This window comes from Paraburkholderia flava (assembly GCF_004359985.1).
GTDB lineage: Bacteria > Pseudomonadota > Gammaproteobacteria > Burkholderiales > Burkholderiaceae > Paraburkholderia > Paraburkholderia flava.
Genome location: NZ_SMRO01000001.1, coordinates 2,185,557 through 2,207,098 on the forward strand (window position 1 = coordinate 2,185,557; position 21,542 = coordinate 2,207,098).

Annotated in this window: 19 protein-coding genes; 7 read left to right on the top strand and 12 right to left on the bottom strand. The window is 64.8% G+C overall.

All coding sequences use genetic code 11. The annotated features are described in order from the left end of the window. Positions 1-21 precede the first annotated feature (21 nt). The 4 genes from E1748_RS09680 to E1748_RS09695 all read right to left on the bottom strand — a co-directional run bounded on the left by E1748_RS09680 (position 22) and on the right by E1748_RS09695 (position 4,039). Entirely contained in the window at positions 22-918 is an 897-nt protein-coding gene (locus E1748_RS09680; RefSeq protein ID WP_133647323.1) for a LysR substrate-binding domain-containing protein, read from the bottom strand. A 156-nt stretch (positions 919-1,074) separates the two neighbouring features. Then, the gene (locus E1748_RS09685; RefSeq protein WP_133646864.1) at positions 1,075-1,899 is read right to left on the bottom strand and encodes a quaternary amine ABC transporter ATP-binding protein; all 825 of its coding nucleotides are present in this window, start codon (positions 1,897-1,899) and stop codon (positions 1,075-1,077) included. A 38-nt stretch (positions 1,900-1,937) separates the two neighbouring features. Further along, complete coding sequence (locus E1748_RS09690; RefSeq protein ID WP_133646865.1) at positions 1,938-2,924, bottom strand: ABC transporter permease; 987 nt, start codon at positions 2,922-2,924, stop codon at positions 1,938-1,940. A 62-nt stretch (positions 2,925-2,986) separates the two neighbouring features. Further along, positions 2,987-4,039, bottom strand: a complete 1,053-nt coding sequence (locus tag E1748_RS09695) for an ABC transporter substrate-binding protein (RefSeq protein ID WP_133646866.1) — start codon at positions 4,037-4,039, stop codon at positions 2,987-2,989. A 351-nt stretch (positions 4,040-4,390) separates the two neighbouring features. Between E1748_RS09695 and fae the strand changes: the two genes are divergently transcribed. Genes fae through E1748_RS09710 form a run of 3 tightly spaced genes read left to right on the top strand, consistent with a single transcriptional unit; the run spans position 4,391 to position 7,432 of the window. Further along, positions 4,391-4,912, top strand: a complete 522-nt coding sequence (gene fae / locus E1748_RS09700) for a formaldehyde-activating enzyme (protein WP_133646867.1) — start codon at positions 4,391-4,393, stop codon at positions 4,910-4,912. A 49-nt stretch (positions 4,913-4,961) separates the two neighbouring features. Next, on the top strand, positions 4,962-5,981 hold the full coding sequence (locus E1748_RS09705) for an aldo/keto reductase (protein WP_133646868.1): 1,020 nt from the start codon (positions 4,962-4,964) through the stop codon (positions 5,979-5,981). Next, the gene (locus E1748_RS09710; protein WP_133646869.1) at positions 5,978-7,432 is read left to right on the top strand and encodes an NAD-dependent succinate-semialdehyde dehydrogenase; all 1,455 of its coding nucleotides are present in this window, start codon (positions 5,978-5,980) and stop codon (positions 7,430-7,432) included. Before E1748_RS09705 ends, E1748_RS09710 begins: the two co-directional genes overlap by 4 nt. Positions 7,433-7,465: 33 nt before the next feature. Here the strand turns inward: E1748_RS09710 and E1748_RS09715 are convergent, their stop codons facing one another. The 4 genes from E1748_RS09715 to E1748_RS09730 all read right to left on the bottom strand — a co-directional run bounded on the left by E1748_RS09715 (position 7,466) and on the right by E1748_RS09730 (position 11,952). Further along, a complete protein-coding gene (locus tag E1748_RS09715) occupies positions 7,466-8,395 on the bottom strand; it encodes a LysR substrate-binding domain-containing protein (protein WP_133646870.1) in 930 nt (309 codons plus the stop codon). Between the two features lie 85 nt (positions 8,396-8,480). Further along, entirely contained in the window at positions 8,481-9,611 is a 1,131-nt protein-coding gene (locus E1748_RS09720; protein WP_133647324.1) for a porin, read from the bottom strand. An 80-nt stretch (positions 9,612-9,691) separates the two neighbouring features. Then, complete coding sequence (locus tag E1748_RS09725; protein ID WP_133646871.1) at positions 9,692-10,741, bottom strand: glycine betaine ABC transporter substrate-binding protein; 1,050 nt, start codon at positions 10,739-10,741, stop codon at positions 9,692-9,694. 80 nt (positions 10,742-10,821) lie between these two features. Beyond that, complete coding sequence (locus tag E1748_RS09730; RefSeq protein ID WP_133646872.1) at positions 10,822-11,952, bottom strand: mandelate racemase/muconate lactonizing enzyme family protein; 1,131 nt, start codon at positions 11,950-11,952, stop codon at positions 10,822-10,824. A 216-nt stretch (positions 11,953-12,168) separates the two neighbouring features. On the opposite strand from E1748_RS09730, the gene E1748_RS09735 reads away from it, so the two are divergent. Next, positions 12,169-13,608 (top strand): aminotransferase-like domain-containing protein, encoded by a 1,440-nt coding sequence (locus E1748_RS09735; RefSeq protein ID WP_133646873.1) that lies wholly within the window; start codon positions 12,169-12,171, stop codon positions 13,606-13,608. A gap of 41 nt (positions 13,609-13,649) precedes the next feature. Here the strand turns inward: E1748_RS09735 and E1748_RS31625 are convergent, their stop codons facing one another. Both E1748_RS31625 and E1748_RS09745 read right to left on the bottom strand, forming a co-directional pair. Continuing rightward, positions 13,650-14,993 carry a hypothetical protein gene (locus E1748_RS31625; protein WP_205965217.1) on the bottom strand — a complete coding sequence of 448 codons (1,344 nt, stop codon included), beginning with the start codon at positions 14,991-14,993 and terminating at the stop codon, positions 13,650-13,652. Positions 14,994-15,283: 290 nt separating this feature from the next. After that, positions 15,284-16,312, bottom strand: a complete 1,029-nt coding sequence (locus E1748_RS09745) for an AraC family transcriptional regulator (RefSeq protein ID WP_133646874.1) — start codon at positions 16,310-16,312, stop codon at positions 15,284-15,286. Positions 16,313-16,468: 156 nt separating this feature from the next. On the opposite strand from E1748_RS09745, the gene E1748_RS09750 reads away from it, so the two are divergent. From E1748_RS09750 to E1748_RS09760, 3 genes are read left to right on the top strand one after another with little or no spacing between them, the layout of a single operon-like run. Next, complete coding sequence (locus tag E1748_RS09750; RefSeq protein ID WP_133646875.1) at positions 16,469-17,365, top strand: SDR family NAD(P)-dependent oxidoreductase; 897 nt, start codon at positions 16,469-16,471, stop codon at positions 17,363-17,365. Beyond that, positions 17,362-18,963, top strand: coding sequence for a flavin-containing monooxygenase (locus E1748_RS09755; RefSeq protein ID WP_133646876.1), 1,602 nt, complete (start codon positions 17,362-17,364; stop codon positions 18,961-18,963). Before E1748_RS09750 ends, E1748_RS09755 begins: the two co-directional genes overlap by 4 nt. Next, positions 18,960-19,949: an alpha/beta fold hydrolase gene (locus E1748_RS09760; protein ID WP_133646877.1), complete on the top strand. Its 990-nt coding sequence runs from the start codon at positions 18,960-18,962 to the stop codon at positions 19,947-19,949. The genes E1748_RS09755 and E1748_RS09760 overlap by 4 nt, the downstream gene beginning before the upstream one ends. Positions 19,950-20,068: 119 nt before the next feature. On the opposite strand, the gene E1748_RS09765 is transcribed toward E1748_RS09760, so the two are convergent. Together E1748_RS09765 and E1748_RS09770 are read right to left on the bottom strand one after the other, a co-directional pair. Further along, positions 20,069-20,326, bottom strand: coding sequence for a YXWGXW repeat-containing protein (locus tag E1748_RS09765; RefSeq protein ID WP_133646878.1), 258 nt, complete (start codon positions 20,324-20,326; stop codon positions 20,069-20,071). A 66-nt stretch (positions 20,327-20,392) separates the two neighbouring features. Next, positions 20,393-21,541, bottom strand: a complete 1,149-nt coding sequence (locus E1748_RS09770; RefSeq protein ID WP_133646879.1) for a DUF1501 domain-containing protein — start codon at positions 21,539-21,541, stop codon at positions 20,393-20,395. Between the last annotated feature and the right edge of the window lies 1 nt (position 21,542).

The following is a 21,542-nucleotide window of genomic DNA, read 5'->3' on the forward strand; positions in this document are numbered from 1 at the left end:
AACGGGCGGAGGATGGGGCCTTCAGCTTTCTTCCTCAGCCATCTCCTCCATCAACCACTTTCTGAACTGCTGCAGCGGCTTTGAACCCTTCTGCTCCGGCCGCACGACAAACCAGTACGACTGCCGCCCATCGACGTGCACGTCGAGCACCTGCACGAGCTGCCGGCTCGCGAGTTCACGGCTGATCATATGACGATCCGCGATCGTCACGCCGAGCCCTTCGACGGCCGCGCGGATCGCGTGATCGAGCAGATCGAATTCGTAGCCGCCCGCCGTATCGACGCCCTCGATGCGTGCGGCGTCGAGCCAGTGTCGCCACGTGAGGTAGCGCTGGTTGTCGCCGGACAGCACGTGCAGCAGCGTGTGGCGCGTGAGGTCGAGCGTGCCGCCGTTCGCGGCATCGCCTTCGACCAGCACCGGCGAACACACCGCGACGTGCTGCTCATGCATCAGCAGCGAGCTTTCGAGTCCCTCCCATTCGCCGTCGCCGAAACGGATCGCGCAGTCGAGCGCGGTCGAATCGGCGAGGCTGTCCTGCAGGCGGGTGGTGAGGCTCAGTTCGAGCGACGGATGGCGTTCGCGCAGTTTGCCGAGTCGCGGCACGAGCCAGCGGCTCGCGAAGGTCGGCGGGACGTTGACGCGCAGCCGGTTCAGATCGCTCTTCTGCTGGATCGCCCGCACGGTCAGTTCGATGCGATCGAACGATTGCTGCAGTGTATGCAGCAGCGCGCGGCCTGCGGCGGTCAGTTCGAGCCGGTGATGATGGCGTTCGAGCAGCGCTTCGCCCAGCTGTTCCTCGAGTTGCCGCACCTGGCGGCTCACCGCGCTTTGCGTGACGTTCAGCTGTTCGGCGGCGCGCGTAAAGCTACCGCTCGTGCCGGCCGCCTCGAAGGCTTTCAGCGCGTTCAGGGCGGGCATCTTTCGCTTCACGGTCGCCTCCTCGCGGCAGCGCTGCGGTCATGCGGCGCTGGGTGAAAAGGCGAGAGTATAACGGGCAACCCGACGGGCAACCCGACGGTCAACCCGACGGTCAACCCGCCGGGCAAAGCGCAGGCTGCGCCCGGCGCTCGATGCCTAGTGCGGAGTACCCGCCCGCCGTTCGACAAAGCGCCGCACGTAGTCATCGGCCGGACGATGCAGGATGTCGTCCGGCGTACCGCATTGCACGAGCGCGCCGTCGCGCAGGATTGCGATCTGGTTGCCGATCCGCAGCGCTTCGTCGAGGTCGTGCGTGATGAAGACGATCGTCTTGTTCAGCATCGCCTGCAGGTTCAGCAACTGATCCTGCATCTCGGCGCGGATCAGCGGGTCGAGCGCGGAGAACGCTTCGTCCATCAGGATCACATCGGTGTCGGCGGCGAGCGCACGCGCGAGTCCCACGCGCTGCCGCATGCCGCCCGACAGTTCATCCGGATAGTGATTCGCGTAGCCGTGCAGGCCGACTTTCTCGAGCCACAGATTCGCCTGTTCCTGCGCCTTCGCTTTTTTCTCGCCGCGCGTGATGAGCGCGTACGCGGCGTTGTCGAGCACGGTCTGATGCGGCAGCAATCCGAAGCTCTGGAACACCATGCTGACGCCGAAGCGGCGCAGCTCGCGCAGTCCACCTGCGTCGAGCTTCAATACGTCGCGGCCACCGATCAGAATCTCGCCGACCGTCGGTTCGATCAGCCGGTTGAAGTGGCGCACGAGCGTCGACTTGCCCGAGCCCGACAGACCCATGATCACGAAAATCTGTCCGGAGCCGATCGACAGGCTGACGTCGTTCAGCCCGACGTTGCAGCGCGTGCGTTCGAGCACATCGGCTTTGCCTGAACCGCTCTTCAGCATCGCGAGCGCGTCGCGTGCTGCGTGCGGCGGTCCAAACAGTTTGTACACGTTTTTGACTTCGATGCCGCTCATGACGGGTTCCTCTTTGCTATGACGTTCGGGCGCGTGAGTTACTTCGCGCCTTGCTTCGCGAGTTCGGGGTTGGCCGTGGCGTTGTCGTTGCTGCTGCCGGCGGCAACGTTCGAAGCCGCAGCAGCACGCGCGCGACGGAACGGAATCCGCGACGGCTGTGCATAACGGCTTTTAAGACGCCGCGTGCGGCGGTCCTGGCCGTAGCCCTGGCTGATCCGGTCGATCACGATCGCGAGAATCACGATCGCGATGCCCGCCTGCGTGCCCTTGCCGACGTCGAGTGTCTGGATGCCCGCGAGCACGTCCTCGCCGAGTCCGCGCGAGCCGATCATCGACGCGATCACGACCATCGACAGCGCCATCATCGTCGTCTGGTTGATGCCGGCCATGATGCTCGGTCGTGCGAGCGGCAACTGCACGTTGAACAGCAACTGTGTGCGCGTCGTGCCGAACGCGCGCGCCGCTTCGACGATCTCGCCGTCCACGTGACGGATACCGAGATCGGTCAGACGAATCAGCGGCGGCAACGCATAAATCACGGTCGCAAAAATCGCCGGCACCTTGCCGAGACCGAACAGCATCAGCACCGGAATCAGGTACACGAAGCTCGGTAGCGTCTGCATGATGTCGAGGATCGGCAGCAGCACACGACGCAACCCCGCGCTACCCGCAGCAAGAATGCCGAGCGGCACGCCGAGCGCCACCGACACCACGGTCGCGACGAGCATCAGCGCGAACGTCTGCATCAGCTTGTCCCACAGACCGAAGCAGCCGATCAGATACAGCAGCGCGATAAACAGCACCGCGACGCCGATGCGTCGCGACGCATGCCACGCGAGCAGCCCGACCGCCGCGAGCACGACCCACGGCGGCATCGCGCGCAGCAGACCTTCGAGCGGGACCAGCACGTGACGCAGCATCAGCACGCTGAAGTTGTGGAACGCGTCGCCGTAGCGCTGCACGAACGCGTTGACCCAGTCGTTGACCCAGTCTGCGATCGACAGGCGAAGAAAAAGCGAATGCATGTTGAACCTCTTTCTGTTGCGATGATGCGGGTGCTATCGACGGATGCTGCTGTGCCGCTTGATCACGAATGCAATGCAGCCTGCACACGTGCCGCGACGGCAGGATCGACCCACTGCTTCCAGACTTCCGGATGCTGCTCGAAGAACGTTTTCGCCACCGTCGACGCATCGAGCTTGCGCTCGTGCATCTGTGCGACCAGCTGTTCGTCGAGTTCGAGCGGCACGCTGACCTTGCGGAAGAACGCGACCGCATCGGGTTCGGCATCGAAGAACGGCGTCGACACGGCGACCGTCAGATGCGACACCTTGAACGCAGACGCACACGGCGTGGCGTTCGGTTCGGCGATGGTCTTCCAGCATGCATCCGAATACGGCGCGCCGTCGAGCCGGATGAAATGGTATTTCGCCATCAGTCCAGCCGGTTCCCAGTAGTAGAACAGGATCGGCTTGCCGCGCTCGTACGCGGACGCGATCGCCGCATCGAGACCGGCGCCGGTGCCCGGATGGAAGTTCGTATAGTCGTTGCCGAGCTTGTACGCGTCGAACAACCGCGTGTTGAAACGCTCGCAGTCCCAGCCGCTCGGGCAGTTGTAGAAGCGGCCGCGATCGGGCTCTTCGTCGTCGGTGAACAGGGACTTGTATTGCGGCAGTTGCGTGATCGAATGCAGTTGCGGCGCGAGCGGCTTGATGCCGCGTTTCGCGTCGCCGTTGATCACATAGTCGGGCACGTACCAGCCTTCACGGTCGCCGCCCGGAATCAGTTCGCCGACGAGTTTCACGCTGCCTTGCTGCAACGCACGCGCGACGATCGGGCTGCGGCCCGTCCAGTGTTCGGCCCAGATCTGCAGATCGCCGCGCGCGAGCGCGGTTTCGGTCGCGGCGGTTGCACCCGTGACGAGTTCCGTTTTGCAGCCGTAGCCTTTCTCGAGCACCGTGCGGACCATCTCGGTCATCAGCGCGCCGCTTTCCCACGTGATCTGCGCGAACTTCACGGTCTTGCCGGCGCCGCACCAGGCCGGCGCGGCGTAGCTGCCGGTTGCCGCGGCGGCACAGGCCAGCGCGACGAGTGAGCGTGCGATTGTTGAGCGGATGCCGGCGAACCTCGGACGTCCCATTGACTGTTCTCCTCCTGTAAGCGGCAGGCGGCGGCCGGTGCTCCGGCTTCGTCGCATAGGGTTGCCGCGTTGTCTCGTGTTGTGCGCTGCGGCGTGTCTCGTGTCGCCGCGCTGCGTTCTATTTGCTTGCGCGACTAAGTGTACCGATCGTGTCGTCGGTAGCAAAAGGCACAAATAATCATCGACGCATTACCTGATCTCATGCCGTCGCATGACTTTCACGCGGGGATGAAAACGCATCATGCCCCCATGAGTTTTCATAGCTTTCGACTGCGCAAACGCCGTGCTTCAATTCGACGCGATATCTGCCGCGGCGCATGCCGCCTGAACAACACGGAGACGGAGCAGGAAATGAAAGCGATGGAAGTCTATATCGGTGAAGGGTTCGCCGGCCCCGGCGTGAACGCCGCGCACATCAACATCATGATCGGACCGCGCAGCGGCCCGGTCGGCCAGGCGTTTACGAACAGCCTGTCGTCGCCGTCGCAGGGACACGTGCCGTTCATGGTCGTCGCGCAACCGAACCTGCCGGTCAAGCCGATGACGCTGTACGTGAACAAGGCCGACATCCGTGGCGACCTGCACGGCAACGCGACGTGGGGCGCATCGCAGGCCGCGATCGCGAAGGCGGTCACCGAGGCGATGCTCGACGGCACGCTGCCGCCCGAAGCCGAAAACGAATGGTGCATCGTCACCGCGAACTGGGTGAACTGGTCGTGCGACGACCTCGACGCCGTGTACGAGAACAACTACACCGCGTGCCGCACGGCGATTCACGCCGCGATGAACGGCCTGCCGGCGCTCGACAAGCTGGCTGCCGTGCGCGATGCGATCAGCAATCCGTTCTATACGCCGAAGGCCAAGGCCGCTTAGCGAACCGTGGCACCGCGTGACGCGTTGCCAACCGAATCAGGGGAACACGATGGAATACGTGCAACTGGGCCGCTCGGGGCTCAAGGTGTCGCGGCTGTGCCTCGGCACGATGAACATGGGTACGCCCGACTGGAAGCCGTGGATTTTCAATGAGCAGCAAAGCGAGCCGATCGTCGCGCGCGCGCTCGAAGCGGGCGTGAACTTCATCGACCTCGCGGATTTCTATTCGACGGGTGTCGGCGAAGAAGTGGTGGGGCGCATCGTGAAGCGCATCGCGAAGCGCGACGAACTCGTGCTGACGACCAAGGTCGGTTATCCGATCGGCAACGGTCCGAATAACCAGGGCCATTCGCGCAAGCACGTGATGGAAGCGATCGACGGTTCGCTGCGGCGTCTGCAGACCGATTACGTCGACGTCTACATGCTGCATTACTTCGACGTGAACACGCCGGTCGAAGAAACGATGGACGCGTTGAACGACATCGTGCGCGCGGGCAAGGCGCGTTACATCGGTGTGTCGACGATGTTTACGTGGCAGTTCGCGAAGATCCTGCAGGTGTGCGAGCGCTACGGCTTCGCGCGACCGGTCAACATGCAGCTGCAGCTGAACTGCGCGTATCGCGAGGAAGAGCGCGAGATGATCCCGTTCTGTATCGATCAGGGGATCGGCGTGTCGGTGTTCAGTCCGCTCGCGCGCGGGTTGCTGTCGGGCGATCCGAAGTCGGTGCGTAACCAGACCGATTTCTTCACCGGGCAGATGTACGACGATGCGGCGTCGCGCGATATCGCGCACTCGGTCGCGGACGTCGCGCATGCGCGCGGCGTGTCGTGTGCGCAGATCGCGCAGGCGTGGGTGCTGGGCCGCAAAGGCATCACGTCGATGCTGGTCGGTGCCGACTCGGTCGAGCAGTTCGACGGCGCGCTGACTGCGCTCGACACGCATCTCACTGCTGACGAACTGTACGAACTCGAACGCAACTACACGCCGTGCGACGTGATCAACGATTACGTGAGCGCACGCATTCCGCGTGTGGCGCGCGCGGCTCGCGTGCTGGAGATCGCGGCATGATCGACGGCCTGCGCAATCCGCAACTGTGGCGCACCGCGAGCTTTATCGACGGTGCGTGGTCCGATGCCGCCGATACGTACGCGGTCGTCGATCCGGCGAACGGTGAAACGCTTGCGCAGGTCGCGCGGGCCGGTGCCGACGACACGCGACGCGCGATCGCAGCGGCCACGCGCGCGTTCGTCGCGTGGCGTGCGTGCACCGCGGCCGAGCGCGGCGCGAAGGTGCGTCGCTGGGGCGAGCTGATGCTCGAACATCAGAAGGATCTCGCGCTGATCATGACGCGCGAGCAGGGCAAGCCGCTCGCCGAGGCGATGGGCGAAGTCGTCTACGCGGCGAGCTTTCTGACGTGGTTCGCGGAAGAGGCGCGGCGCGTGTACGGCGATGTGATTCCGGCACCGAAGCCGGGTCAGCGGATCGTCGTGACGAAGGAACCGATCGGTGTGGTCGGCGCGATCACGCCGTGGAATTTCCCGCTCGCGATGGTCACGCGCAAGGCCGGTCCTGCGCTCGCAGCCGGTTGCACGATGGTACTCAAACCGTCTGAGGAAACTCCGCTGTCGGCGCTCGCCCTCGCCGCGCTCGCGGCGGAAGCGGGCATTCCTGCGGGCGCGTTCAACGTCGTGTCGGGCGATGCACCAGCGATCGGCGGTGCGTTGATGGAATCGCGCGACGTGCGCAAGATTTCGTTCACAGGCTCGACGCGCACCGGCAAGCTGTTGATGCGCCAGGCCGCCGACACGGTGAAGAAGGTCTCGCTCGAACTCGGCGGCAACGCGCCGTTCATCGTGTTCGACGACGCGGATCTCGATGCGGCGGTCGAAGGCGCGATGGCGTCGAAGTTCCGCAATACCGGGCAGACCTGCGTGTGCGTGAATCGGTTCTTCGTGCAGGCGTCGGTGCATGACGCGTTTGTCGAGAAGCTGGTCGCGGCGGTCGGGCGGTTGAAGGTTTCCAACGGACTCGAGAGCGGGGCGACCCAAGGGCCGTTGATCAATCGTGCGGCGCTTGCGAAGGTCGAAGATCATGTCGCCGATGCGCTTGAGCAGGGCGGCAAGATCGTCTGCGGCGGGCGAGGGCATGCGCTTGGCGGCACGTTCTACGAGCCTACGGTGATCGTCGATGCGAACGCTCAGATGAAGCTCGCGAACGAAGAGACGTTCGGCCCGGTCGCGGCGGTGTTTCGGTTCGATACCGAAGATGAAGCGATTCGTCTCGCTAATGACACCGAGTTCGGGTTGTCCGCGTACTTCTACGCGCGCGATATCGGTCGTGTATGGCGCGTGGCCGGTGCGCTCGAAAGCGGGATGGTCGGTATCAACGAAGGCATCGTGTCGACCGAGGTCGCGCCGTTTGGTGGCGTTAAGGAATCAGGGCTGGGGCGTGAAGGGTCGAAGTACGGGATCGATGAGTATGTCGAGATGAAGTACATGATGATGGGTGGGTTGGGGTAACGCGCCCATCGTGCATGCGTCGCGCCGCGCAGGTTAACTTGCGGCGCGACCTTCAACATCCGGATCGACGTGGTTCTCTATCAACCACCGACTAAAGTGCTGCACCCGTGCGGTATCAAGCACTTCAGGCCGCACATCGAGCCAGTACCCATAAGGCCCATCCACTTCCAGCGGACTCAACTGAACGAGACTACCGTTCGCGAGTTCCTGCTCGATCATGTGCCGGTCCGCGACCGCGATCCCCAACCCGGCGACAGCCGCGTGAATCACCTGATCGAGCGTGCTGAATTCCAGCTCGCCACGCGGCGCGATATCCGCGCCAAGCGCCGCTTTGTCGAGCCACGCATCCCACACCAGCAGACGCCGGTCGATGTCGAGTATGTACAACCACGGATGATGAACGAGCACGTCGCGCAACGCGGCAGGATCGGCGGGGGCGTGCGCGAATTCGCGCGCCGCGCCGACCAGCACGTGACGCTCGCGCATCAGCAGCGTGCTTTGTCCACCGGGTAGCGGCTCAAGACCGAAACGGATCTGGCAATCCTCGTTGCGCTCGGCGCCGTGCAGCGCGCCGTATTCGTTCGTGACCGAGATATGCAGCTCCGGAAAACGCTGCTGAAAATCGCGCAGACGCGGCGTGAGCCAGCGCGTCGCGAGCGTCGGCGCTGCATTGACGCTCAGCAGATTGTTCGACGGGTCGTTGCGGATCGTGTCGAGTGTGTGCGCGATGCTGTCGAATGCGGCCTGCAACGTGGGCAATAACCGCTTGCCGGCCGGCGTGATCTCCAACCGGTGGTGATGGCGCATGAAAAGCGGGGTGCCGAGGTATTCCTCGAGCAGACGGATCTGCCGACTGATCGCGCCTTGCGTGACGTGCAGCGTCTGTGCCGCTTTCGTGAAGCTCAGGGTGCGGCTCGCTTCTTCGAACGAGCGCAGGGCCGACAGGGACGGAAGGCGGCGCATGACGGTCAATCCTTTCGATACGGCGTCGCGCACGAGAGCGCGACGCTTCCTGCAACAGATTAAGCGATAAAGCTCGACCGCAACATCAGAACGAATGCGTGATACCGACCCGCGTCACGACCTGGCTTTGCGAGCTCGACGGGTTGAAGCCCGCGATCTGCGCATTCTGTGCCGCTCCGGCTGCGCGCTGGTAAGAACCCATCGCATAGACGGACGTGCGCTTCGACAGCGAGTACTGCGCGATCGCATTGACCTGGTGGTACTTCGGCTCGGTATCGCTCGCGTGATCGAGACCGGTCGTGAACGTGTAGCCCGCGCCGAGCGCCAGCGACGGCGTCGCCTGGTAGGTCGCCGACACTTCGTAGTTCTGGAAGTGCAGGTCGTGCGTGCCTCCCTGCGCGGCGAAGTTCACGTTCGAGTAGTCGGCCATCAGCTTGAGACTGCCGAGCGTGTACGACGCGCCGGCCGACAGCACACCCTGATAGCGCGCGTTCGCGAGCGCATTGCCGTACACCGCGTTGACGAAGCTGCCGCCGCTGCCGTAGCCGGCGACCGCGGTGATCGGGTTGGTCACGCGCAGGTAGCCGACGCCCGCGCTGAACGCGCTGAACGTGTACTGCGCGGCTGCGCTGTACGACGAATTCGTCGAGAACGCGCCGGCCGTGCCGCCGAGCGAATAGTGGCCTTCGAACACGAAACCCGCGATCGTCGGGCTCACGTACTTCACCGCGTTGTTGATGGGGAAACCGTTGTCCAGGTTGTCCATGTCGTTCGGATGCGAGAAGTACCAGCCGCCGTACTGTCCGTTCAGCGAGAACGGCTCGACCAGATCGACGGATGCGTCCCACTGCTTGCCGAACGTCAACTGACCGTACTTGTCCGACTTCACGCCGACGTACGCATTGCGCGAGAACGCGAGCCCGCCGCCGAGTCCGCCGGTCGCCGCGTTGAAGCCGCTTTCGAGGCGGAAGATCGCCTGATAGCCGTTGCCCAGATCTTCGGCGCCCTTGAGGCCCCAGCGGCTACCCGCCGGCACGCCGCTTTGCATCTGCACGAGCCGGCCGCCGCTGCCGGGCGTGAGCTGCCCGTTGCTGCCGCCTTCGACGTTGTTCGCGTAGTCGATCCCGAGATCGATGATGCCGTAGAGCGTGACGCTGCTTTGCGCGTGCGCGGCACCCGCCGCGATGACGAACGGCAACGCCGCGACCAGATTCATTTTCTTCACTGCTGTCTCCTCCGATGCGATGGGCCGCTACCGGCGGCCCGGGTTTTTTGTTAATGGGTATCAGGCGGATATCAGGCGCCGAGCGCTTTTTGTACTTTTGCCGCGACGTCAGCGGGGACCCACGGCTTCCACATTTCCGGATGTTGCTTCAGGAATTGCGCGGCCTCGGTTTGCGCGTCGACCTTGTGCGAGGTCATGTCGAGAATCGTGCTGTCGAGAAAGTCGATCGGAAAACTGACCTTCGAGAAGAACGCCATCACGTCGGGCTCGGCCTGGTAGAACGGCGTCGACACGCCGATCTTCAGATGCGACACCAGGTACGACGACGCGCACGGCTGCGTCGCGTTCGCGTCGCGGAGTGTCTTCCAGCAGGCGTCGCTGAACGGCGGCATCTTCAGCTGGACGAATTTGTACTTCGCCATCAGCGCGGCCGGTTCCCAGTAGTACGTGAGGATCGGTTTGCCGCGTTCGTACGCGGACGCGATCGCGGCGTCGAGTGCGGCGCCGGTGCCGGGGCGGAAGTTCGTGTAGCTGTCGTCGAGCTTCAGCAGTTTCAGCAGGCGCGTGTTCACGCGTTCGCAGTCCCAGCCCGACGGGCAGTTCAGGAAGCGGCCGCGATCCGGTTCCTCGTCGTCGACGAAGAGCGCCTTGTACTTCGGCAGATCGCTTACCGACGCGAGTCCCGGCGCCGACGCCTTGATGCCGCGCTTCGGATCGCCGTGGATCACATAGTCGGGCACGTACCAGCCTTCCTTCGTACCGCCCGGCAGCGTGTCGCCGACGAGCTTCACCGTGCCGTTCTTCACCGCGCCGGCGATGATTTCGGAGCGGCCGGTCCATTGCTCCGACCAGACCTGCAGATCGTTGCGCGACAGCGCTGTTTCGGTCGCGGCGGTGCTGCCGGGGATCGTATCCGTCTCACAGCCGTAGCCGTTCTTCAGCACGAAACGCAGCACTTCGCTGGTGAAGTTGCCGCTTTCCCACGTGACGCCCGCGAAGCGGACGGGCTTGCCCTGGCTGCACCAGGTGCCAGCCGCGTGCGCGGGTAGCGCGACGAGTGCCGCGACCGCGAGCGGCAGCGCGACGCGCGCCGTGCGGACGAGATGAGAGATGCTGCGCATGACGTTGTCTCCTTTGTTTTGATCGTATGGATGCGTTGTACTGCGCCGGTTCGCACGCGACGTGCGCGCCGGTAAAACCATCAGTCGTAGCGGCTGCCTTCGGCTAGCGTCGCTGCGAGCACGTCTTCGTCGAGTGCGATGCCGAGGCCCGGCGCGTCGCCGAGATCGATCCAGCCGTCGGCGTCGACGTCGATCGGATGCGTCAGCGGAAAGTCGCGACGTTCGGCAGTCCATTCGGGCGGGTCGTACGGGTACTCGACGAACGGTGCATTCGAGGCGCCCGCTGCAACGTGCAGGTTCGCGACGAGCCCGATGCCGTTGCCCCACGTATGCGGCGTGAAAACCTTGCCGTGCGCTTCGACGTCGGCGGCGAGTTTGCGGCTGCCTTCGAGACCGAGCGTGCAGACGACGTCGGGCTGATACACGTCGAGACACTCCTGATCGAGCAGCGCCTGGAATTCGTGGCGGTCGCGCGTCAGCTCGCCGCCCGCGATGCGGATGCCGGTCTGCGCGCGCAGTTGTCGATGGCCTGCGTAGTCGCCGCGATGCAGCGGCTCCTCAACCCAGTAGACGTCGTACTTTTCCAGTTCGCGGATCACGGCGAGTGCGTCGTCGGCTTGCCACGCGGGCTGCGTGTCCCACGGCATGCGCCAGCCCTGGTTGCAGTCGACCATGATGTCGACGGCATGGCCGACTGCTGCGCGAACGGCGGCGAGGACGGCGAGATCGTCGGCGAGTTTTGGGCGACCGAAGCGCAGCTTCAACGCAGGGAAACCGCGCGCGGCGACGTGTTCGGCCCAGCGTGCGGCATCGTCGGGCGAACGATGCACCCCGGACGACGCATACGCGCGCACCTTCTGCGCACGGCCACCGGCGATGCGCCAGCACGACTCGCCGCGAATCTTGCCGGCGAGGTCCCACAGCGCGACGTCGAGCGGCCACAGACGGCCCGCATGAAAACTGAGGTTGTCGAGCACGGCGGAGTGGCGTGCGAGGTCGAGCGGATCGGTGCCGATGAACAGATGCCGGTAGTCGTCGAAGCCGTACATCGCGTCGCCGGAGCCGATGCCGACGCGGCCTTCGCTGTCTTCGACGCGCACGATCGTCGCGGGAAAGCGACGACGCGGCTGACTGTCCCACGACGCCGGAAACGGCGGGTCGAGTTCGAGCCGGTGATGACTGATCGCGATGCGTTCGATGCGGTTTTTCATGGTTATCTGGCGCGCCGTGCCGCCGTTTGTCTCCAAGCCTGTCGAGGCGTCCACCGATGCTAGAGGGTCAATTACACCGACTCAATGCAGTCAATCGAAGTAAATGAATGCCTTCAATTCGGGGGATTGGGCACCCATAATGCGCATATCAATCGCGGGTCCGGATGCGATGCCGTCGATGGCGACAGCGCAAGCAAGAACAAGCAGGAGACACCGATGAACACCTGGCTGCCGAAACTCACGCGCAGCGACGAGCCGAAATACCGCGCGATCTCGCAGGCCTACGCGCAGGCGATCTGCAACGGCCAGTTGCCGCCCGGCGAGAAGCTGCCCGCGCATCGCGTGCTCGCACGGGAACTCAACGTGACGACAGGCACGGTCAGCCGCGCGTATGCGGAGCTCGAGCGCAGCGGTCTCGCGATCGCGCGCGTCGGCGACGGCACGTATGTCGCGGAATTCGATCGCGGCACGCCGCCGCTGGCAGAGCCCTTCGAGCGGCGAGCCGGCCGGCACACGGACGACCCATCGACTGCGCTGCCGCACGCGGGCACACCACGTCCGATCGATCTCGGCCAGAACGTGCCCGTCTCGACCCAGGAGGCGCGCGCACTCGGTGCAACGTTGCGCGACATCGCCGCCGACGAACGCCTCGCGAGCGAACTGCTGCAGTACCAGCCGGAGGCGGGACGCCGCTCGCATCGCGAGGCGGGTGCGCAGTGGTTCGCGCGGATGGGCAGCGCAGCACCGGCCGAGCGCGTGCTCGTCACGCAGGGCGCGCAGCATGCGCTCGCGTGTGTGCTGCGCGCCGTGCTGCGACCCGGCGACACCATCTTCGCCGAAGCACTCAGCTATCCCGGCATCCTCGCGCTGGCGCGGCAACTGCGGCTCAACCTGGTCGGCATCGAGATCGACGACGAAGGGCTCGTGCCCGCCGCGCTCGAACGCGCATGCACACTGCTCGCGCCGCGCGCGCTCTTCTGCGTGCCGACGCTGCACAACCCGACCACCGCGACGATGAGCGACACGCGGCGTCACGCGATCGCCGCGATCGCGTCGCGTCACAACCTGATGGTGATCGAAGACCTCGTGCCGGCGGCGCTGCTCGATCGTCCGCCGCAACCGATCGCCGCGCTGCTGCCCGAGCACGGGATCGCGATCAGCGGTTTCTCGAAGGCGGTCGCGCCGGGGCTGCGGATCGGCTATATCCAGGCGCCGCAGGATTGGGTCGGCAAGATCGTCGCGGTGATTCGCAGCGACTGCTGGATGACCGCGCCGCTCGCGGCCGAGATCGTCGCGCGATGGATCGACGGTGGCGAGATCGAACGGTTGATCGCGTTGCAGCGCGAATGCATCGCCGCGCAACACGCGCTCGCCGAGACCGAACTCAAGGGCATTCCGTATCGCACCGATCCTGCGAGCGCGCACTTATGGCTGCCGCTCGCAGAGCCGTGGCGCGCGGCCGAATTCGCGGCGGCGCTGCGGCAGGCCGGCGTGCTCGTGAAGACTGCGGACAGCTTTGTGATCGGTCGCGGCTCGGCGCCGCACGCGGTGCGGATCAGCATGAGCGGTGCGCGCACGGTAGAGAGTCTGCGCGACGGTTTGCGGATCGTCGCGCGGACGTTGCGCAACGGGCCGGAGGGGATGTATTCGGCGTAGCGGTAAGCGGCTCAAGCGAATCGTCGCCGCGTGTGCCGGGTTCACGCAGGGGCCGGGTCGGAGTTGTGCGGGGATTCTTCTTCGCGAGTGGCGGCAATCTGGCTCAGCGAGCTTGGAACAAAACTCGCGAACGGGTCCACCTGCGCTGAGCCACGGCGCAGAGGAGCGCTCTGTGCCGGCGCGTTGGAGCCGAAAGGGTCGCCCGGCATCCAGCGGTGCTGCGCCTGAAGAGCGTTCGACGAACCGTCGAATGGATTGGAAAACTCGACCGGGGGCTCAGACGCAGACACAGGTATAGGAGTCGGCACGGACACCGGCGTTTGTGCGTGCGCTGGATTGGGGCGCGCGAGGCGATTCAATGGCAGCGACGCGCGGCGGCCATCCGCTTGCATCGAAGGGCGCCTCGAACCAACCGGCGACTGATCGCTGCTGGATCCCGCAAGCGACGGCCGACGCGAGCCGGTGTCCCCTGCATCCCAGTCGTCCTTGATATTCACGCCGACGCGTTTGTAGAACGCGGTGAGTTCCTTTTCCGTCGAGATGATGCTCCACTCTCCACGATTGCACATCGCCACGGGAAGGGACGGTTTGGAGATTTTGTCGTCCGGTTTCTTGTTCTCGATGGCCTTCATGTACGCCACGTAGTTGTATTGCGGTCCGTGCTGAACGACCGCCATCTCCGGTGTATCGAGTGGACGGTTGGGGTCCGTTGCCGCGACCGCCGTGTTGATCGCCTGCCGGGTTCGCAGTTCGTCGTCGCTGCCCGCGAGGATCGGACTCCGGTTGCCCTGGAGATTGATCATGTCGTGCAGGTCGTAGTCTCCGGTGTAGGTTTTTTTCTCCCAGTCGGGCTCGTGCTGCCGCAGCGGTTTGAGGCTTTCCGCGAGGTTGTTGTGATCGACCGGATAGTAGAGCTTGCCGTCGGGCGTTTTCTCCAGGAAGGGGGCGAGGTTCGGGTTCTTTGCGGCGTCCGGCGTCATGTACAGACCGAGTAGGCCGTTGTCGCCCCAATGGCCGACGAATCCATCGATATTGTTGTCCTGCATCTGCTTGAGACGTGTGGGCGCATTCGCCGCGCCGTAGACTTCTTCGAGCTTGCTGGGCTTGATGCTCTTCTCGAGGATGTCGTGTCCCTTGGCGGGCGCGCCGTTGGCGAGACGCTTGAGCGTCTCCGGGCCGGCCAGCCGGAAGCTGACCGCGACGCCCATCGCTTTCGCGGCGGCGCCGATCGACTTGAGGTGATCGCCCAGCACGAATTCAGTGCTGATCTTTTGTTCGACGGGCGTCAGCTTGCGTTGCGCTTCCGCCCTCGCACTCGCCTCGATGCGTGCGATTTTCCCGTCGCTCAACGTGGCCGAAGACGACGCCGCCGAAGCGATCGACACGACCGACGAGCGTCGTCGATCGGAGATCGGTCCGAACGGTCCTTCGCTGATCGAACCACGAGGCGATGCTGTCGCTGCCGTGGCAATGGGTCCGGGTACGGAGGGGCGGCGTGTTTCCGGTGGCGGAGCGGATGGAGCAGCGGCAGGACGTAGTACGGGAGCGCGGAGAGGCATGGTGCAATTTCGCTGAGAAACGACGTCGGAGCGTCTCCAGACGATAACGTGGCCTCATCCGTCGAAGTCGTCGCGTAGCGAAGTCAACGCGCATCACGCGAAGCACGCCCGCGGTTTCAGTCGATGCGAACGCGTGTCGCAGTGCGCTGCCGGTAGACGTTAGGCGCGACACCCTGCCAGCGTTTGAACGCCTGCGAAAACGTCGACGCGTCGCTGAAACCGAGCTGCGCGGCGATGTCCGCGAGGCTCAGTGTGCGATCTTTCAGCAGGTCCTCCGCGATCGTGCGGCGCGACTCCGCGAGCAATGTTCTGAACGACGTGCCTTCGTCCTTGAGCCGGCGTTTCAGCGTGCGCTCGCTGACGTTGACGATCCGCGCCATCGACGCGAGATCGGGAACGGGTCCGCCAGGCGCGATCAGATATTGCCGGACGATCGTCGTGAGGTCCGGTCGCGCCCGCCGACGCGCGATCAGATCCGCGCACATCTGTTCGCACTGCGCGGCGGTAATGGGGTTCGCCTGTGGCAGCTTGCGGTCGAGATAGGCGAGCGGGAAGGCCAGACTGTTCGACGGCGCGCCGTAACGGGGAAGCGCGCCGAATATACGGCGCGCCCTGTCGGCGTGGGTCGGCTTCGCCTTGAACGTCATCCGCTCGATGACGAAATCCGGTCCGGCGACTTCGGCGAGCAGCATCGCGGCGCCCGCCATATCGCCTTCGACGATGAAGCGCGTCAGTTCGCGGTCGAGGTCCGGCTCGACGAACGTGATCACGCCGAGGTCGCCTTCCTCGTGATACGAGATCGTGGTGAACGCGAACGTCAGTGGGAGAAAGCGCAGCGCGAGCCGCATCGCGTCGCGCATCGTCGCACTGCTGATCAACCCCAGCCCCCACACACCATAGACGGAAAAACGGGCGGCCAGTCCCAGCTTGATGCCGAGTTGCGGCGGCGCGCCGGTGAGTTTCAGCAGGTTGCGGATCAGCCGCAACTCCTGTTCCGCGAACAGTTCGGCGTTCGGGTCGTCGAGCTGCGCCGGCGAGATCCCGGTGCCGGCCAGCAGATCGGTCGCGGACAGGCCCTGCTGCCGCCCGTAGTCGACCAGCGACCGGCTGCGCGCGGGGCCATGCGTGAAGTCCCAGAAGCTCATCAGGAAATACCCGTAGAGAAGACCCTTTGGCCCAAATACTAATGCAATTGTCCCGTTGCGCCATTGGGGGATTGCTGGGGCCGCCGCACCATGTGCCGCAATGGCGTTGTCGTTCGACGCCGATGCTTGCGGGCGGAATCGACCAGAGGGACCGACATGAAGGGCTTTAAAGGAAAAGTTGCGGCGCTGACCGGTGCGGGGTCGGGCATGGGCCGGAGTCTCGCGATCGAACTGGCGCGGCGCGGTTGCGAACTGGCGTTGAGCGACATCAACGAGATCGGGCTCGTCGAAACGATGCATGCGTGCGTCGCGTACGGTGTGCGCGTCACGACCCAGCGGCTCGACGTCGCGGATCGCGCCGCCGTATTCGCATGGGCCGCGCAGGCGGCCGAAACACATGGACGCATCAACCTGATTTTCAACAACGCGGGTGTCGCACTGGCCGTACCCGCAGAGACCGCGAAGATCGAAGACTTCGAATGGATCATGGGCATCAACTTCTGGGGAGTGGTGCACGGCACTCAGGCGTTCCTGCCTTATCTGCGTGCATCCGGCGACGGTCATGTGATCAATACGTCGAGCCTGTTCGGTCTGATCGCGATGCCGACGCAAAGCACCTACAACGCGAGCAAGTTCGCCGTGCGCGGCTATACCGAGGCGTTGCGGATGGAGCTTGAAATCGAGGGCGCTCCAGTCAGTGTGACCTGTGTTCATCCGGGCGGCGTCGCGACCAATATTGCGACCGCATCGCGCGTCGACGACAGCATCAAGGCGCTGACCGGACAGGATGCGGACGCGCACCGGCGCCAGGCCAACCGGCTGATCAATGGGACACAGCCCGACGATGCGGCCCGCCAGATTCTGGCGGGCGTCGAACGCAATGCACGCCGCGTGCTGATCGGTCAGGACGCGAAGCGCGTCGACCTTATCGCGCGCCTGTTGGGTTCCGGCTACCAGCGCTATGTGTTGCGCTTTCATCGCAAGATGATGAGTCGCCGCAAACGCGCGGCTTCTTCTTCTACGGTTCTCTCTTCCCGCAAGGACATCGCATGACGCCGGCTACTCTCGCACATACGGCTTCGTCGAACGACGAACGGCAGCGCACAGCGAACCGCTCGACGAACTCGACGAAACCGGTCGACTACGACGTGCTGATCGTCGGGGCGGGGCTGTCGGGCGTGGCTGCCGCGCATTATCTGCAGACCCGCTGTCCGTCGGCCCGCTTTGCGATTCTCGAAAGCCGCACGACGATGGGCGGCACGTGGGACCTGTTCCGCTATCCGGGCGTACGCTCCGACTCGGACATGTTCACGCTCGGCTACAGCTTCCGTCCGTGGACCGGCGACAAGGCGATTGCCGACGGCGGCGCGATCCTCGACTACATCAAGGACACCGCGCACGCATGCGGCGTCGATTCGTCGATCCGTTTTGGTCATCGGGTGGTCGGTGCGGACTGGGACTCGTCGGCGGCGTGCTGGACCGTGCGCGTGCAACGCGTCGATGTAGACGGGGGCGGCGACGGCCAGACGGAGGAACTCCGCTACACCTGTTCGTTCCTCTACATGTGCAGCGGCTACTACGACTACGACGAAGCGTATGCACCGCGCTGGGCCGACATGGAGCGGTTTAAGGGGACGGTGGTCCACCCGCAGCACTGGCCCGACGATCTCGCGTACACGGACAAGCGGGTCGTCGTGATCGGCAGCGGCGCGACGGCGGTGACGCTGGTGCCGGCGATGGCCGCTTCGGCCGCGCACGTGACCATGTTGCAGCGTTCGCCGACGTACATCTTCTCGCTGCCCGCACGCGACAAGCTGGCGGACCGTCTGCGTCGCTGGCTGCCCGCGAAACTCGCGCATCGCACGATCCGCGCGAAGAACGTGCTGTTGACGACTTATCTGTACCACCGTGCGCGTCGCAAGCCGGAAGAAACGAAGCGGCTGATCATCAACGCGGCGGCGCGGCAACTGGGCCCCGACTTCGACGTCGGGACGCACATGACGCCGAAATACAAGCCGTGGGACCAGCGGCTGTGTCTCGTGCCGAACGGCGACCTGTTCAAGAGGGTACGGGCAGGGCTCGCGTCGATCGTGACCGACGAGATCGAGCGTTTTACCGAAACGGGTGTGCAGTTGCGCAGCGGCCAGCATCTCGACGCGGATATCGTGATCACCGCGACCGGACTGAAGCTCAAGATGCTGGGCGGCGCGACGATTTCCGTCGACGGGCGCACGGTCTCGCTTGCCGACACCATTTCGTACAAGGGCATGATGTACAGCGGCGTACCGAATCTGGCGTCGTCGTTCGGTTATACGAATGCATCGTGGACCCTGAAGGCCGAGCTGATCGCGCAATACGTGTGCCGGTTGATCAATCACATGAAGTCGCACGGTTACGACAGCTGCGTTCCGCGTCCCGGCGACGACGAGACCGGCACGCTACCCGCCGTCGATCTGACGTCGGGCTACATTCAGCGTGCCGCGGGCATGCTGCCGCGGCAAGGGTTGCATAGGCCGTGGAAGTATCATCAGAACTATCTGCTCGATCTCGCGTCGCTGAAGTTCGGCACGCTGAGCGACGGCGCGATGCGGTTCGAGCGGCGTGACCGCCCGGTGGACAATCCAGAGCAGGCTGCAGAGGTGCAATCATGACGTTTGCGATGTGGTGTGTCGTCGTGGTCGGCGCGGTGCTGGTTGCCGTCGTTGCCGGACTCATGATTTTTTCGGCATGGGTGGCGGGCCGCATCGAACGGGCGCTGCCCGCACAAGGCAAGTTCATCGATATCGGCGCGGACCGGATTCACTACGTCGAACGCGGTAACGGCAACGGCCCGGCGATTCTCTTCATTCACGGCTTGAACGGACTGCTGCGCAACTTCGCGTACCTGCCGTTCCAGGAACTCGAGCAGACGCATCGCGTGATCGTTCTGGACCGGCCGGGTTCAGGTCATTCGACGCGCGGCGCGGGGTCGTCGGCCGGTATCGCCGCGCAGGCGCAGACCATCGCCCGGTTCATCGAAGCGCTCGGACTGCACGAACCGATGATCGTCGGCCATTCGCTCGGCGGGGCGATCGCGCTGGCGCTCGGTGTGAATCATCCGCGATCGGTCGGTCGTCTCGCGTTGATCGCGCCGCTGACTCACATGCTCGCGGCGCCTCCCGGCGTGTTCAGCTCGCTTGCGATTGGGTCATCGTGGGTTCGCCGCATCGTGTCGGTGACTCTCGCGATACCGCTTGGCATCCTGCGCGGCCCCGCGATCGTGAAGGTCGTGTTCGAGCCCGAGACGGTACCGAAAGACTTCGCGATGAAGGGCGGCGGACTGTTCAGTCTGCGGCCCGCCAGTTTTCGTGCGGCGTCGTCCGATATGGCGGCAGTGGAAGGCGACCTTCCTGGCCTCGAGCGTCGTTACGCGACGCTGCGTATGCCCGTCGACGTGCTGTACGGCCGCGGCGACCGCATTCTCGACTGGCGGTATCACGGCGAGGCACTGACGCACAAACTGGGTCACGCGACATTGCAACTCGTCGACGGCGGTCACATGTTGCCGGTCACGCAGCCCGCGATGACGATGGCGTGGTTGAAGACGCTGGCTGCTGCACGGGCGGTGGGACCTGCTGCAACGGTTGCGTCGTCGTAGGTGTTACGACGTCTCTGCAAGCAGGCGTGAGCCGCCGCGATAGCGGCGTCAGTCATGTGCGTGCGATGCGTTAGAGGGCGATACCCGCGCTCATGCGGATATCGCGCGGTGCGGACGTGTCAATACCCAGGCGCCCAGTGGCCAGGCATCCACTGCCAGTGATTGCCTTCCCACCGGTAGTGTCCCTTGACCCAGTGATAGCCCGGCGCGGGCGCGGCCGGCACCACTTCGACACGCGCTTCCGGTTGCGGCGGCCGCACCGGCTCGACGACGCACGCACTCAGCAACATTGCGGATGCCGTGATGAGTGCCCCCACCGATATCAATGACGCCGACGATATCAACGACACCGTTTTCCATCCCGATCGAATCTTCATCGCTACTCTCCCTGGTTGAATGATGTTGTGTGTGGCCGCGAGCGATTGATTTACTCGCAGGCGCACTCAAGTCCGCACGAGCCCCGCAATCGCGCGCGGCGTATTCGTCGTGCCGAACAACGCTGCAGCCGTGCGCTGCGGATCGAGTCGCAGGCTTTCGCTCGCGGCGCCGGCGATCAGCGCGTCGAGTGCGGCCGTCGGTTTCAGATCGCGTGCTTCGTAGAGATCGGCGTTGCGCAGACCCGGCCAGTCGGCGACCACGCGACCACCCGCGACTGCGCCGCCGATCAGCATCGCCACCGAGCCGGTGCCGTGATCGGTGCCGCCGGTGCCGTTCGCCGCCGCCATGCGGCCGAACTCGGTCGCGACCAGCACGGTCGTGTTGTCCCAATGCGCGCCGAGTCCGTCGCGTAGTGCGGCGAGCATCGTGTCGAGTGCCTTCAGTTGCGCGGCGAGGCGCGGGTTCTGCGCGCTGTGCGTGTCCCAGCCACCGGTCTCGATCATCGCGATGCGCGGACCGTCGTCGCGTGCCAGAAAACTCGCCGCGAGCCGGCCGACGCTCGCCGGATCCTGACGCGCACCGGCATCGGTCGCGAGCCCGCGCGCGGTCATCGCCGATTCCCACAACGGACGCAACTGCGCATCCTCGTTGTAGAGCTGCGAGACGCGCATCAGCAGATCGTCGGGTGCGGCGGGCAGCGCGGACGGCGCATACGATGCGACGTTCGCGCCACCGCGCAGCGCCATCGGTACCGTGGGCGCGAAGGCGATCGCGGTATCGCGTGCGGGCGGCAGCAACTGCGCGAGCCGGTTGAGCCAGCCGTCCTTCACGCTGTACGGTCGCAGGCCGCCGGTTTCGAGCACGTTCTGGCCATCGAAATGCGAGCGGTCGCGATACGGCGACGCGACCGCGTGAACGAACAGCGCCTGCTTCGCGGCATATAGCTTCGCGGTCTCGGCAAGCGACGGATGCAGCGCGAACGTGCCGTCGAGTTTGGTCGCGGCGGAGGTATCGATGGCGAGCGCGCCGCGCAACGTTGCATACGCGGGCTCTGCATACGGCACGACGATGTTCAGACCGTCGGCGGCGCCGCGCTGGATCACGAAGACGAAGCGACGTTCGGTGCGCGCGGCCGCGAACGCGATGTGCGGCGATACGAGTATCGCGCCTGCGCCGGCAGCGGCGCAGCGGATGAAACCACGGCGAGAGATCATG